General features: G+C 32.6%; 17 protein-coding genes. 12 read left to right on the top strand and 5 right to left on the bottom strand.

Going from position 1 to position 13,166, the window contains the following annotated elements; translation table 11 throughout:
• Positions 1-2: 2 nt before the first annotated feature.
• The 3 genes from BM253_RS10450 to BM253_RS10440 all read left to right on the top strand — a co-directional run bounded on the left by BM253_RS10450 (position 3) and on the right by BM253_RS10440 (position 2,174).
• Positions 3-1,241 carry a TraB/GumN family protein gene (locus BM253_RS10450; RefSeq protein WP_091523517.1) on the top strand — a complete coding sequence of 413 codons (1,239 nt, stop codon included), beginning with the start codon at positions 3-5 and terminating at the stop codon, positions 1,239-1,241.
• Positions 1,242-1,380: 139 nt separating this feature from the next.
• On the top strand, positions 1,381-1,716 hold the full coding sequence (locus tag BM253_RS10445) for a serine hydrolase domain-containing protein (RefSeq protein WP_091523514.1): 336 nt from the start codon (positions 1,381-1,383) through the stop codon (positions 1,714-1,716).
• A 140-nt stretch (positions 1,717-1,856) separates the two neighbouring features.
• The gene (locus tag BM253_RS10440) at positions 1,857-2,174 is read left to right on the top strand and encodes a hypothetical protein (RefSeq protein WP_143095618.1); all 318 of its coding nucleotides are present in this window, start codon (positions 1,857-1,859) and stop codon (positions 2,172-2,174) included.
• 162 nt (positions 2,175-2,336) lie between these two features.
• Here BM253_RS10440 and BM253_RS10435 read toward each other — a convergent pair whose 3' ends face one another.
• The 4 genes from BM253_RS10435 to BM253_RS10425 form a co-directional block, all read right to left on the bottom strand.
• Entirely contained in the window at positions 2,337-2,840 is a 504-nt protein-coding gene (locus BM253_RS10435) for a hypothetical protein (RefSeq protein WP_091523507.1), read from the bottom strand.
• A 140-nt stretch (positions 2,841-2,980) separates the two neighbouring features.
• Positions 2,981-3,157: a hypothetical protein gene (locus BM253_RS17330; protein ID WP_177205765.1), complete on the bottom strand. Its 177-nt coding sequence runs from the start codon at positions 3,155-3,157 to the stop codon at positions 2,981-2,983.
• Positions 3,158-3,554: 397 nt separating this feature from the next.
• The gene (locus tag BM253_RS10430; protein WP_091523504.1) at positions 3,555-4,715 is read right to left on the bottom strand and encodes an aspartyl protease family protein; all 1,161 of its coding nucleotides are present in this window, start codon (positions 4,713-4,715) and stop codon (positions 3,555-3,557) included.
• A gap of 70 nt (positions 4,716-4,785) precedes the next feature.
• Positions 4,786-5,175 carry a hypothetical protein gene (locus BM253_RS10425; protein WP_091523500.1) on the bottom strand — a complete coding sequence of 130 codons (390 nt, stop codon included), beginning with the start codon at positions 5,173-5,175 and terminating at the stop codon, positions 4,786-4,788.
• A 681-nt stretch (positions 5,176-5,856) separates the two neighbouring features.
• On the opposite strand from BM253_RS10425, the gene BM253_RS17695 reads away from it, so the two are divergent.
• The 3 genes from BM253_RS17695 to BM253_RS10415 all read left to right on the top strand — a co-directional run bounded on the left by BM253_RS17695 (position 5,857) and on the right by BM253_RS10415 (position 8,582).
• Complete coding sequence (locus BM253_RS17695) at positions 5,857-5,955, top strand: transposase (RefSeq protein ID WP_397334417.1); 99 nt, start codon at positions 5,857-5,859, stop codon at positions 5,953-5,955.
• 850 nt (positions 5,956-6,805) lie between these two features.
• On the top strand, positions 6,806-7,576 hold the full coding sequence (locus tag BM253_RS10420) for a S41 family peptidase (RefSeq protein ID WP_091523497.1): 771 nt from the start codon (positions 6,806-6,808) through the stop codon (positions 7,574-7,576).
• Between the two features lie 82 nt (positions 7,577-7,658).
• On the top strand, positions 7,659-8,582 hold the full coding sequence (locus BM253_RS10415; RefSeq protein ID WP_091523493.1) for a metallophosphoesterase family protein: 924 nt from the start codon (positions 7,659-7,661) through the stop codon (positions 8,580-8,582).
• Between the two features lie 267 nt (positions 8,583-8,849).
• Here BM253_RS10415 and BM253_RS10410 read toward each other — a convergent pair whose 3' ends face one another.
• Positions 8,850-9,179, bottom strand: coding sequence for a hypothetical protein (locus BM253_RS10410; protein ID WP_091523490.1), 330 nt, complete (start codon positions 9,177-9,179; stop codon positions 8,850-8,852).
• Positions 9,180-9,320: 141 nt separating this feature from the next.
• Here BM253_RS10410 and xseA point away from each other — a divergent pair, with 141 nt between their 5' ends.
• The 6 genes from xseA to BM253_RS10380 all read left to right on the top strand — a co-directional run bounded on the left by xseA (position 9,321) and on the right by BM253_RS10380 (position 13,115).
• Positions 9,321-10,796 (top strand): exodeoxyribonuclease VII large subunit, encoded by a 1,476-nt coding sequence (gene xseA / locus BM253_RS10405; RefSeq protein WP_262487582.1) that lies wholly within the window; start codon positions 9,321-9,323, stop codon positions 10,794-10,796.
• Positions 10,757-10,951: an exodeoxyribonuclease VII small subunit gene (gene xseB, locus BM253_RS10400; RefSeq protein WP_091523481.1), complete on the top strand. Its 195-nt coding sequence runs from the start codon at positions 10,757-10,759 to the stop codon at positions 10,949-10,951. The genes xseA and xseB overlap by 40 nt, the downstream gene beginning before the upstream one ends.
• Positions 10,952-10,982: 31 nt before the next feature.
• On the top strand, positions 10,983-11,627 hold the full coding sequence (locus tag BM253_RS10395; protein ID WP_218154370.1) for a hypothetical protein: 645 nt from the start codon (positions 10,983-10,985) through the stop codon (positions 11,625-11,627).
• Positions 11,628-11,815: 188 nt separating this feature from the next.
• Complete coding sequence (locus BM253_RS10390; protein ID WP_091523478.1) at positions 11,816-12,265, top strand: GNAT family N-acetyltransferase; 450 nt, start codon at positions 11,816-11,818, stop codon at positions 12,263-12,265.
• Between the two features lie 5 nt (positions 12,266-12,270).
• Entirely contained in the window at positions 12,271-12,663 is a 393-nt protein-coding gene (locus BM253_RS10385; protein ID WP_091523669.1) for a VOC family protein, read from the top strand.
• Between the two features lie 146 nt (positions 12,664-12,809).
• Positions 12,810-13,115 (top strand): DUF5367 family protein, encoded by a 306-nt coding sequence (locus BM253_RS10380; protein ID WP_177205763.1) that lies wholly within the window; start codon positions 12,810-12,812, stop codon positions 13,113-13,115.
• Positions 13,116-13,166 lie beyond the last annotated feature (51 nt).

The following is a 13,166-nucleotide window of genomic DNA, read 5'->3' as shown; positions in this document are numbered from 1 at the left end:
ATATGAAAAATATAATTACAATTTTTATCATAGCAATTTCACTATCAGTATATCCACAAAGTAAAAAAGCTTATCTGAAACAAAATAGATTGGATGTTGAAAAATCTGACTTTAAATTTCCGCAAACAGACTTTAATATCATTGGGTTTGGAGCATATCACGGAAGTGCAAAAACTTATGATGCCGAACTGCAATTGATTAAGAGCCTAAAAAAGCAAAATGCATTGGATTACTACATTCCAGAAACAAGCTTCAGTCAGGCATTTTTTTTTCAAAAATACTTGGAAACAGCAGACGAAGAGCTTTTAAAAAAACTGGTTTTAGCTTTCCAGACAATTGTAAATCAAGAAGGAACAATTGAAACTTTTGAGCATTGGAAAAGCTTGAGATTACTTAATGAATCACATAAAGACAATCCGATAAAAGTAATAGGCTTTGATGTTGTTAACGAATACTATTTTCCGATAAAGCATATTTTGTACTTAACGGAAAATATTGAAAATTGGAAATTGAAAGAAGAATTAAGAGCAAAATTATCAGAAAAAAATTTTGATTTCAGCATCAGTAATAAGGAAACTACCCAGTTATTAAAAAACCTTATTACGGATTATAACATGAATAAAAATCTTTATGTTTATAAAATTAAAGATACTGTAAGCTTCAATCACATTCTTAAAAACATTAACTACAACTTTGAAGAAAGCAGGGATAGAGAAAAAATAATTGTAGATAACTATATTTATCTCAAAGACATTTATCACCTTGAAACAAGAAAACAATTCGCCAAGTACGGATTTTTTCACTTGGAAAAAGAACGTGAACAGAACTACCCTTCCTTTTTCACAAGGCTGATAGAACAAAATGTTTATAAACGAGACAAGGTAATTACTGTAATCGGATATTTAACTAAGAGCGAAGTTCTTTGGGATAAAATATATGACAAACAGAAAAACTACAAAACGTATACAGTTGAAAAAGGTTATGGAATTGGCGATTATTGGAGAGAGTATTTTAAAGGCATAAAAAATCTAAAGAAAACAAAACTCTCTGATATTACCTTATATAAATTGAATGAGGAAAATTCTCCGTATAATTCGGGAACAGACCTTAAGACAGTTAAACTATTTTTAAAAAGGAGCAACAGCAGCGTACTGAAAGGAAAAGCTACAACTGATTATATTGATTACGCTATCTTGATAAGAAACTCCAAAAATCAAATACCAATCGAAGAAATGAAGTAAGATTCTATTAAAAGAATGACCAAGGAGCGGAAAGGTTACGTATAAAATTTAACTTTATAGTAAATGATCTTACTTTAACTGAAAGTTTCACTTGAATTCCTGGCAACTTCTAAATTACAAAACACTAATATCCATAAAAATGAAAAATCTTATCCTGCCACTTGTTTTGCTATCAAGTACCTGTTGTTTAGCGCAAAATAGATTAGACAACTATATGGAACATCTTTTTCAAAATAGAAAAGTGATGGGAAGTGTAGCAGTTTCTCATAATGAACGCATTATTTATTCAAAGTCTTTGGGATACGCTGATGCTAATATAAAAAAAGAAATAGATGAAAATACAAAAATCCGAATTGCTTCGTTAACTAAAACCTACACTGCCGTCTTAGTGTTGAAAGCTGCTGAAGAAGGATTATTAAAATTAGGTGACAAGCTTAGTGATTTTTACCCTATGATAAAAAATTCTCAGATTTAACTAAACAAAAAGTAAAATATGCTAAAGAAGATTTGGCATACCTCAAATATCTTAAGAGTTTCATTAATTTCAATAATAGAAAATTGATTGTCCCAGATTATTTTATCTACAATAAACAGGGATATTTAATAAATGAGGGAATGAGCAAGGACGAATGTGGATCTCTGATAAGAACACTTGATGAAAAGCTATTCAAAATTAGTGAAGAGCAGACACTAGAAACTTTTATTGAACGTCTCGCTTTTATAGAAGAAAATAAAGATTTAAAAAGTCATGAATTTACTATATTTATAACCTGGGCTGGCTTTGCAGCAAAAAACAGCAACAAAGAATCTTTTGGAAATTACTCCTATATCAAACAAAACTATGGAAGTAACATTAAAGTTTTTCTTCTGAATCTGGACATTAATGAGTCTTGGAACTGGACGAAAGAACAAAAAGAGCTCTTAAAACTATGATAATAGAAAGGTTTCTAAATTTAGAAAAATCATGCTTTTACATTCAATCTAGGATCTTCTATCACGCTATAAAAAGTAAAACGGTTGCTAAAATACATTTTACAACCGTTTAACTAATATTTAAATTTCTAAGTTTTAAACATAAAAAATAATTTATGCTGGCTAATTACCAATAGCTGTGCCTATTATCAAACCATGTATAAAATCATTATTATTTTGATCGGGCTGTAGATGATGTACTACCTTCAATACTAACCACGATTCTGCAATTTGTTTATCAGCAGATTTATTATCAGTTATTTTAATGGTTTTAAGGTAATTGTATTTTTCGTCGAAGATAAGTTCACCTGTTACAACATTTCGATTATTATCTGTAAGGATTACTTCGTTGCCTTGGATGCGAAATTTAAATTTTTCACCATTCTCCAGTTTTAATCTCCGTTGATTATACTTTCCAATCTTATCTCCATTTCTATAAACAAAATAGTCATGTAATGATATATCATCTCCTGTAATTCTATATCTCTCAATTGGAACAGACATATTTTTACCATCAGTCAGCTTAACCTTAAATTCAGTATTATCTGAACTCAGTATTTCTATATTCTGTGCTTGAGCACTAAAACTAGATAAAAAAGAAATGAAAGTTAATAATATATAATTCATAGCTATTTATTTAACAATTAAATCAATAATTACTGCAGCAGCAGAAGCTCCTAAAACTACCCCGCAACTGGTTAAAAACTATAGCTTCAGATGCTCTTTGAATAGTCGTGGATATTTGTCGAATTCAAATCTGGAATACTTCATAAATTTGAGTACATACTCTCTAAGCCTTGATTATGCAATTCTCCAATTGATGGAGTTGCAGCTGTCTTATTCACCAAATTACCTTCTAGTGAATCATTTTTTTCCTTTGTGTCATCGTTATTGCAAGACGTACCCATAATACCAGCAATAAAAATTAGAAAAATTTTTTTCATAAATATACATAATTTAAAGTTATCAACACAATATGCTAATAATCAATCACATAACCTTAAATAATTAACTATTAATTAACAAAAAAATATAATATTTTGTTGTTACAGTATTTAATTTTCTAAAATAAAGATGATATTTAGCGCGAGTGATATTTTACTTTAAGAGAGAGATATATACTATTAAATTTAAATTAACAATATGATAAAGAACTAAAACTAACCGACTTCACCATATTTTTATAAATCGCCACTGCATCGGTCGTCACTGTTAAATCATTTTGTTGCGATTGAGAATACGATATTTGGAAAAGTAAGATGGTAATAAAAAAAAATACTTTATGATTTTAGGTTTTAAATTTAAAAATTTTAGCTGACAGATTGTTAATGTGTTAAAAGTCTATCTGACTTTTTTAGTCAAATTGAAACTTACTTCCTTTCCATCTGATTTAACTGTTACATCGATATTATCTTGCTTCAAAATATTGTCCTTTATCTTACAGTAATCATCGTGATTTAAAACATCTATTGATTTGCCATTAATCTTAATTATCTGGTCTCCATATTTGATTCCTGAATTAGATTTATCCCACAGAAAACAGACTGACAACTGATTCTTTTCATTGAGGCAGAAATTCATATCGAAATTTTTCAAAGAATTGAATACCACTGATTTTTTTTGTGAATCTAAGTATAACTTATTCTCCGAAAAATTAAAGATTGTAGTAAATCCATTAAAAAATTTTGAACCTATAATAGGTTTATTTTTTGATATTAAGGTAGGCAGGTTTTTAAACGATATTCCCTGTAAAGTGAATTCATCTACATAAAGCAACTCTGTTGTTCGCCTATCCTGTCCATTTATGGTTATACTTATACCTTCTCCCGTAATTTTTTTTTGCTTTTTGAACTTGCTGCTTTTTATAAAATCATTGTTAAGCTCGAAATACGAAGTACTGCCTGTATCTATTAGCACCCACTGCTTTTTATTATCCAAAGAAATTTCTATTAAAGGTAAAAGCTTATTATAGTATCCGATATCAGTTCCGGAACTACTAAAGGCCGGAATGAAAGGTTCTTTTGAAGAAGACACTTTACCTATAGAAGGTTCTACCTTCCAATTTGCCAACTTTAATAAATTACCGCCAATAATACCGTCTATTTTCCTACAAGATTGATTTTGAAAAGAAGATAGATCTGCTATTGTACAGACTATATTTTCAAAATTAAAATCATTAAAACGGATATTCTTTAAGATCAGGTTACTATCAGATGTTTTACCTGTAGGATCTTCTAATGAAATTTTATTTTCACTTTCCTCAGTACTTGCAATTTCCTTTGACAAAACAGTAATCATTGCTCCTGTATCATACAAAAACAGCCCCTCTTCGCCATCAATACTACCTTTGATAAAAATCCAACCATCTTCTGTAAAAACAGCAGGAATATCTGTACTTTTTTCTGTAGCGGACAGCTTGCCTGAATAAATCAACTCACTAGCGTTCTGAGCTTTTAAGTTTATATAGCAAAAGATCAATAATAAAACAAATAACTTCTTCATAGTAATAAAATTAGAAAAAGTGTTCCATAAAACATAATGAAACACTTTTTTATATAAAAATTAATTTAAATTAAAACGGTATTGTATAACTTACGCCAATGTAGTATTTATTGACGTGGACAGGTTCGCCTGGTGTCCAAGTTCCGCTACCTTCTGCAATAACCTTGGTTCTACGCTTTGATGCCAAAGGAGCGTTATAGGTTTCAGGAGTAGTCAACCTGATTTCTAACTTGTAATCAAACCCTATCGCAATTCCCAATCCTTGTTGGTCAACTATTTCTTGAGGCATTTCCTTAAAATAGGCTACTTGGTCTTCATTTAATTTAAAATTTTCAAGACCCCACTCTCTAAAATTGAATTGGATTTCTTTCAATTGATTTCTAAATTCAGCTTCAGGAAGCGCTTCTAATTCTCGTCTTTTTAGTTCAACACCTTCTTGTGTCAATGGTACTTTTTGCATATAAAAAATGTTTAAATGATTAATTATGAACAATATACGTTATTAAAAAACTTTATTTAATAAAAATAGGAGCATTTAACACAATTATAACAGTTTGCATTTCAATAAGATAAACTCTAAGTTAGAAATTTACACTTCCCTATCCTACGGTTTGGAACAAAACAAGAGTAATGAGAAAACGAATTTGGTTAAAAAGAGCAAAATTAAACTTCAGTCAGCGAACCATTCTAATTGCCAGTTTATCGCATACTAATATTTTTTATCTTAGCCAGTAATAAAGCCTAACAAAAGTGCTTTTGATTTTAACTGATAATGTAAATGCAACTAGGTGAAGATAGTTTTTATACAAAAGAAAACAAAAAGGAGCTAAATAGCTCCTTTTCAAATGCGGTGAGTCCCGGTATCGAACCGATTTCCCTATATATACTCTAAGATAGATTCATACTAACAGAATATTTCGGTTAACTCACCTTCGACACCGAAACTCACCGTTACAAATAGATTTCCTAAAAGAGTTATTGTAAAACCTAAAAGCTTTGTAAATCCTCAGCAAAAAGTAGCCATTTTGTAAGAAAAGCTAAAGGAGTGTTTTCATAAAAAAATGTAACTTTAATTATGGCAACACCAAAAAAGAAATTAGCAGAGAATTTTGTAAAAGACATTCGTAAAAACACATGACGTATTTTTACAGCCGAACAAAAGATCTTAATTGTAATGGAAGCTTTGCGTATAGAAACTTCTGTAGAAGAGTTGTGCAGAAAGCACAGTATAACCCAATAACAATTTTCTGCATGGGAAAAAGAATTTTTAGAATGCGGTTAAAAGCGGTTGTCTTGAGATATGACACTTGAGACTACCAGCTATGAGGTGAAGATGGAGCCAGATATAGCGGTAAAAAAATGAAATTAATTTATATTATCGGCAAACACACGGACAACATCAGCTTTTTGTAAACACTGCAAGGCAAACAAAACATTCTTAGTTTCAACTTCTCAGTTGATTTTAAAAAGTATCAAAGTACATCATGAAACCAATCCTATATATCCTCTTATTTTTTGCGACGACTGTTTACAGTCAAAATTTAGGATCTATTTCTAATCTTGAAGTGAAAGAGGACCTTAGCATATATTAAGCACACTATTGAAGATGCCAGCGTTAACCCCTACAGCGGTATTTCAGAAAAAAAGTTTCAAAAACTCTTAAAGCGTGCAGAACGACGAATTTCAAAAAAAAGTGCGGTCACCTCCATTGATTTTTATACAGCTTTCCAACCTGTCATTGCCAAGTTGCGAGACGGGCATACAGAATTAAACATATCGGACTATATTTATGATACGGACTACAAGGAATTCCCCTTTAAAGTGGAATTGCAAGAAAATTCTCTTTATATTAAATCAATTTCGAATGGTTACGGGAACGATGTTCGAAAATCTGTCATTGGAAAAAGTATAAGGAAAATAGACCACAAGAATTCCAGTAAAATAATTAAACTTTTTGGACGGTATACAAGTGCAGAAAATACACGAAGCAGCATCGCTTTAAGCTAGTATTACTTCAACGACTACTTCAACGTACTGCTAACTAAAAACGATGAGTTAAGTATTGACATAGAAGATCACACGAACTTACAATTAAAATTTTAAAGAAATCCCAGACAAAAAACGTAACTCAACAAGCAAGAAAATTTGAAAATTTCAGTTATATACTAAAAGAAGATAAAAATTGCGCCGTATTAACACTTAACAGTTTTTCAGGTTTGAAAAGTTTTAAAACATTTTTAAATGATTTTTTTTCAACAATTAAGAAGAACAACATAAAAAATCTTGTCATAGACCTGCGTGAAAATGGTGGTGGGAATTCACAGCTTGGAGACGAACTTTTGAGTTACCTGATTTCAGAGCCCTTTACACAATACGAAAAGACATTAACGAAGTATAGCGATACACAAAAACACTTTACAAAAAACCTAACTGATGCTGAAGATAAATACAGGCAAAATATTCTGGAGAAAAAATCAGGAACAGTTGAAACTACCGATAAATCGAACTCATTGACATTCCCCAAAAAATTAGAGCAAAGGTTTAATGGAAACGTATTAATATTAATAAGCGGCCAGACATTTTCTTCGGCTGCCGATTTTGCCAATGCCTGCAAGTATTATAAAGTAGGAACCACAATAGGTGAAGAAACCGGAGGTTCTGTAGTATCGGCCGGAGAAACAATCCAGATAGTGCTTCCTCATTCAAAATTACAGCTCAATGTATCTACTTCGAAAGATTACAATGTTGGAGCTAGGACAGAAAGCCGTCATGGTGTGAAACCACATGTAAAGGTATCAGCATCGAAAGCACTGGACTATGCTTTTAAAAGAATAAAAAAACTGGAAGTTTCTACTAATTGATAACACAAACTTAAAACTACATACGGCTTTAAAACTATTATTGATAATAAATTCTCACTTCAAATTAAATTATTACAATAATATGAAATTCCGTTTTTTTTCATTTGCACTGCTTTTAACCATTACAGTTCAAAGCTGTAAATTTTCACCATCAAAATCTTCGAATACCGTTCAGTCCTATGGTTGGATAGAACACCATATTGAGAACAGAAAGACAACTGACAATCACTTACTACGTGTAGCTTTTATTGGAGACCTAGAGCCCAAACCATGTGCTGAATTTCCACATACCAATACAGCCGTAGAACAAATCAACCAAATGAAAGAATCTGATGCTGTAGATTTTGTAATCGGGATCGGAGATGTTGCCCATAAAGGTACAGAACTACAGTATGTAGAAGCGACAAAAGTGCTGAAAAAGTTAACTGCGCCCTTCTACACTATTATGGGAAATGAAGAGCACGGAAGCAGTGTTGAACGCTACATGGAATTCGCAAAGCAATGGAACCCCAATCTTAAATCACCCAACAATATATTGAATCACGAAAAAGTTGCTTTTGTTTTGGCTTCTCCTGACTTTGGTCGTGATTTTAATAATAAAGGAGCATCGAGGATCGCTAAACAGATCGAAAGACTAGCACCCAAACCTGTGATCTTAATTGTTCACAGTGCACAAAAAGGCGTGTATGAAGAAAGCGCAGACAAAGGTATTGACAACGCCGTTTTTAAATCTAAAGTTCTTTCTCAGGCGAACTTAGTGGCTGTTGTTTCGGGCGATTTACATATGGATATGGACAGAACCAAACATTCAAAAAAAATTGACAATATACATTATCTTCATATCCCAGCCTTGGAACGAACTAAAGTTCCGGACGAAACGGTCCAAAACCCAATGATACGAATTATGACCATTGACAAAAACGGAAAAGTAGAAGTAGAATCATTTAAAACAGGTAATTTTAAATCAGAAGAAAAGCATAAATATAGTTTTGACTTATTCGTATAACTAACTTCAATTAGATTTAGTTTGAGATGCCTCCCCTGTAAAATAGGTTAATTTGAATAGTGTAAAGTAGCACTAAAAAAAAAATAAAAAAAACATATGCGTGCATATAAATTATTATCTTTGTACCTCATAAGTGTTTTTTTTGGTTAATAAGAGGTTGCAAGTTTCGTACTTCAACCTCTTATTTTTATGATATTTTTAAAGATTAAGTCTTGAGCAAGGTTCTAAGGACTCCTGAAGGGAAAATCATTGTGTACAGTAAAGAGACTACTTAAAAATAGACCCCTCACCCTCTTTTACCTGAAGATTGATAAACTTGTCTAAAAATTCAAGAAACAGTATGTCAAGTTCTTTTGTTCTTTCATACATATATCTTACAGAGCCTAAATAGAACAATCTTCCCTCGGTATCATCATTTTCTGTCACAACATTTTTCATTACATGCTCCGTACAGTACAGTTTGAGTTCATTTTTCTTGGCTATAACCTTATTCAAATCAGCACCATTAAAATTGTCCTGAAATTCAAGCAAGAAAATTTCAAACTCTGCTACCTTTCGACAAATAACCTTTTCCAGTTCTGAATAAACACTTTCCATAGACAATAAAATGAAGATTATATTTAAATTTACGCTATTTTAATGAAAATCAGCATCTAAAAATCACATATCGGATTCAAAAAGTTAATTATAAAATTTGCAAATGAAATTTTATATCTTTATTTAAATTTTACATTACCATTGATTTCAGATAAAAGCTATAGCCTGTCAACCATAATGAACCGCATCAAACAAGTGTTTGAAGAACGTATGAACGAGGTGTACTTTTGGATGAAGGCAGAACTTATGCATGTGAAGAGCGACCGTAATGGACACTACTATCTGGATTTGGTAGAAACAAAAGACGGAAGCATACTTGCTAAAAGCACTGCCCAGATATGGAACTATACCGCAACCTATCTGAAAGAAGAGCTGGCAACTGATTTTAACCAGATCATTAAGCCGGGAAGCGAAATCATGTGTTACTGCAAAGCTGTTTTCCATACCGTTTACGGGTTATCATTCGTTATTACCAAAGTAGACATAAACTACAACCTAGGTGCATTGGAACGCAAAAAGAAGGCTATACTGGAACAACTGCTGAAGGAAGGAATTTTAGAGAAAAACAAACAACACAAACTGCCTAAAGTAATTCAGCGAATAGCACTTGTAGGATCGCCCAACACATCGGGGTACGAAGATTTTTTGAACCAGCTTAAAAAAAATTCCTACGGTTATGCGTACCACGTTAAAACCTTTCCCGCAAAAGTACAGGGAGATACCGCTGCCATAGAAATAGCTGAACAGCTTGCAAAAATATCTTATAGTGATTTTGATGCGGTAGTACTGCTGCGCGGAGGCGGATCGAAATTTGACCTCGAGGCGTTTAACGATTACGACCTTGCAAAAGCAATAGGCTGCTGCCCCCTACCCGTTATTACCGGTATTGGTCATGAAACCGATACCAGCATTGCAGACCTTACGGCACATACCTCCCTAAAAACACCCAGTGCCGCAGGTGCCTTTATAGTGGAGCGTACAGTTGAATTTGAAAACAATATACATCTAGCCTATCTGAACATTAAACGCATTTACGACCAGAAACTGCAGCAGCTGAACAAAGACCTAAAGCACCATATTACGGAATTTGCAGCATTAAGCAAAGCGCAGACCCGTACAGAACGCGGAAACCTGCATACTCTTTCCAACCGTATTATTAATTTGGTAAACGAAGAGCAGGTAGAGGCACATTCGTTACTAAACAAGGTTGTGCAACAGTTGAACCTGTTACCAAACAAAAAGGCACAGCAAGCCTTACAGTTAAAAAACGAACAGGCAGAACAACTGCAGTTATACAGCAGCTATATAATAAGAGAAGCCAGAACACCATTAAAACAAAAAGCGGAACAACTGCCCTACCTTACAAAAATGAAGCTTAGAGCAACGAACAGCAAACTAACAGAGTGGGAACATTATCCGAGCCTTTACCATCCTGAAGTATTATTAAAAAAAGGATACGCCCTTGTAAGAAAAGAAAACGAAATTATAAAACCAACCACCACGCTTAAAAAAGGTGACTTTATAGAAATTGAACTTTACGACCGAACAATTAACGCTAAAATAGAAGATACACCAACATGGAAGACCTTACATACGAAAAAGCAGAACACGAATTAGAACAGATTCTAGATGATTTAAGAAACGACCGCATTGGTATAGATGCATTAGCCGATAAGGTAGAGCGCGCATCGAAACTGATTATATTCTGCAAGGAGAAACTTGCTTCTACGGAAAAGAAAGTGGAAGATATTGTTAAACAGCTGGGACTGTAAATGCCCCAAAGCAAAATTTACAAAATTATAAATGACTAAAAAAGTATTGATGCTGCTAACTGTAATGTTGCTGATGAGCACAAAGAGTTTCTGCCAGCAAATTACAAAGCAAGAAAAAGAAATAAACTTTGAAAAAGACATTGATCTTATAGTTGAAGAGTTGGTCTTTATGTATGATACAGATCAGGCATTAAGGGAATATACCCTGTTTAAAACTTACAACAAAGCTATTACAGACAGTATTGAACGACTTCCGCATGAAGAAATGCGTTCTTATTTGAAATTAAAAAAATTCAAATCGGACGATCTGGCGAAAAGAATCAATAAAGAGTACCTATTGCCAATTGACGAACTGAATACCAAACGCATTATTGATATGACCAGCAAGTATGGATTTCCATCGTTAAGCAGAATAAAAAAATATTATAAGGGAATACTTGATGAGGAATTTAATCCCTATATACTGATTGTTCATGCGCCTAAAAAATATTGGGAAGAATTAAAAACACTTTTGCATGAAGAATTGGATGCGAAACATTTAAGCCGCTGTGAGTACGGGCATATACTTTGGCATCTTAACGGAAGGAAAGACATAAACGATATGCTGAACAATGGTTTTAAGATGATACCCAACGAAGACGGACAGGAAGTGTTAACGGCGGTTGACTGTGAATGAAACAATGTTAATACGAAAAATATATTTCTTTATATAGACCATTAGCTTTTTGAAATAAATTTTAAAAAACAATTTTAATCTAGACATCTATCAATAAAACATACTTATTTGGGAATGCGTAAAAATAAACTTTATAAAAAAATACAATTCTCCGTGAAACAATAAGCACATTAATAAAAAATTAAATTATGAATATAATATCTGTAAGGAATAATCCCGAATATAAAGAACAAGCCATTAAATATCTGCAAAACAGTTGGCCGGGGGTGTCTCCCGTAGTATACGAAAACTGCATAAGCCACAGTATAAATGCTGAACAGGCTTTACCACAATGGTACTTATTGGAAAAAGATGACGAAATAATTGGTTGCGCAGGGCTTATAACTAATGATTTTATAAGCCGAATGGATCTTTACCCGTGGTTATGTGCACTATTTATAGACGAGCAGTATCGCGGAAAGAGTTATGGCAGCCTGTTGATTGAGCAAGCAAAAAAAGACAGTAAGCACTATGGCTTTAAGTATCTTAATCTTTGTACAGATTTTACAGGCTTTTACGAAAAGTACGGTTTTGAATACATCGGGCAAGGATATCACCCATGGGAGGAAGAATCGAGAATCTATCAGATAATGCTTTAATTATAATGAAAAAATCTATAAAACCAAATGCAGTTGCCTATTTTGAACTGCCGGTTACCGATATGAAGCGCGCAATTGCATTTTACAAAGTCTTATTCGGTTTTACTTTTGAGTTTGAAATTCTGGATGGTTACGAGATGGCTTTTTTTCCGTTGGATGAAAGTGCACATGGCATTACTGGAGCTTTAGCGAAAGGAGATGTTTACCAACCTTCACACAAGGGAGCCATACTTTATTTTAATACCGATGATATTGATGAAGTTTTAGCAAAAGCTTCAATATTAGGAGCAACAATTCTGTATCCTAAAACCGTTAACAGTGAGTATGGCTTTACCGTTGCTGAAATTGAAGACAGCGAAGGAAACCGTATTGCATTAAAACAGATACACACCAACTGATTTATATCTTTAACTATCTAGTATATTTTATTAGCCAAAATGAGACGACAAAATGTTATAATCTTCTATTAACTAACAAACTTTATAGTAATATAAAAAAGAGGCATGTTTGATTTAAAATAATATTTGATTTAAAAATTAAAAAAATGAACAATAAAAGCACATCATATATGTTACCGATTCTTGGTATAGGATTTTTAATCTGGTTTTTAGCAACTTTGGCTTTTCGTTTTGCAGGGCAATTATTCTTTATAACAGATTCACCCACTATACTAAGTATTTTGTATTTGGCGGTAATACCTGCTTTATCATTAATTTCGATTTTCACTTTCAAGAAATTCAAACTAATAGGACTAGAAAATGTACTTGCAGGTACCCTTCTGGTTTTACCGGGAATGATTATAGATACTTTTGTTATTCAATTTTATTGTAACTGTCAGATTAAGTGTTGACTAATTCAGAAAAGTGCATTAATGATCTTTAATAACTGCAACTTTACTATT

Origin of the sequence: Paenimyroides ummariense (genome assembly GCF_900115115.1) — a bacterium.
Classification (GTDB): domain Bacteria; phylum Bacteroidota; class Bacteroidia; order Flavobacteriales; family Flavobacteriaceae; genus Flavobacterium; species Flavobacterium ummariense.
This window is presented reverse-complemented; position numbering and strand designations above follow the sequence as displayed.

What these genes read in the sequence shown, in the direction of transcription:
- BM253_RS10450 (WP_091523517.1), top strand. Translation starts at nt 3, where the DNA reads ATGAAAAATATAATTACAATTTTTATCATAGCAATTTCACTATCAGTA.
- BM253_RS10445 (WP_091523514.1), top strand. Translation starts at nt 1,381, where the DNA reads ATGAAAAATCTTATCCTGCCACTTGTTTTGCTATCAAGTACCTGTTGT.
- BM253_RS10440 (WP_143095618.1), top strand. Translation starts at nt 1,857, where the DNA reads ATGAGCAAGGACGAATGTGGATCTCTGATAAGAACACTTGATGAAAAG.
- BM253_RS10435 (WP_091523507.1), bottom strand. Translation starts at nt 2,840, where the DNA reads ATGAATTATATATTATTAACTTTCATTTCTTTTTTATCTAGTTTTAGT.
- BM253_RS17330 (WP_177205765.1), bottom strand. Translation starts at nt 3,157, where the DNA reads ATGAAAAAAATTTTTCTAATTTTTATTGCTGGTATTATGGGTACGTCT.
- BM253_RS10430 (WP_091523504.1), bottom strand. Translation starts at nt 4,715, where the DNA reads ATGAAGAAGTTATTTGTTTTATTATTGATCTTTTGCTATATAAACTTA.
- BM253_RS10425 (WP_091523500.1), bottom strand. Translation starts at nt 5,175, where the DNA reads ATGCAAAAAGTACCATTGACACAAGAAGGTGTTGAACTAAAAAGACGA.
- BM253_RS10415 (WP_091523493.1), top strand. Translation starts at nt 7,659, where the DNA reads ATGAAATTCCGTTTTTTTTCATTTGCACTGCTTTTAACCATTACAGTT.
- BM253_RS10410 (WP_091523490.1), bottom strand. Translation starts at nt 9,179, where the DNA reads ATGGAAAGTGTTTATTCAGAACTGGAAAAGGTTATTTGTCGAAAGGTA.
- xseB (WP_091523481.1), top strand. Translation starts at nt 10,757, where the DNA reads ATGGAAGACCTTACATACGAAAAAGCAGAACACGAATTAGAACAGATT.
- BM253_RS10395 (WP_218154370.1), top strand. Translation starts at nt 10,983, where the DNA reads ATGACTAAAAAAGTATTGATGCTGCTAACTGTAATGTTGCTGATGAGC.
- BM253_RS10390 (WP_091523478.1), top strand. Translation starts at nt 11,816, where the DNA reads ATGAATATAATATCTGTAAGGAATAATCCCGAATATAAAGAACAAGCC.
- BM253_RS10385 (WP_091523669.1), top strand. Translation starts at nt 12,271, where the DNA reads ATGAAAAAATCTATAAAACCAAATGCAGTTGCCTATTTTGAACTGCCG.
- BM253_RS10380 (WP_177205763.1), top strand. Translation starts at nt 12,810, where the DNA reads ATGAACAATAAAAGCACATCATATATGTTACCGATTCTTGGTATAGGA.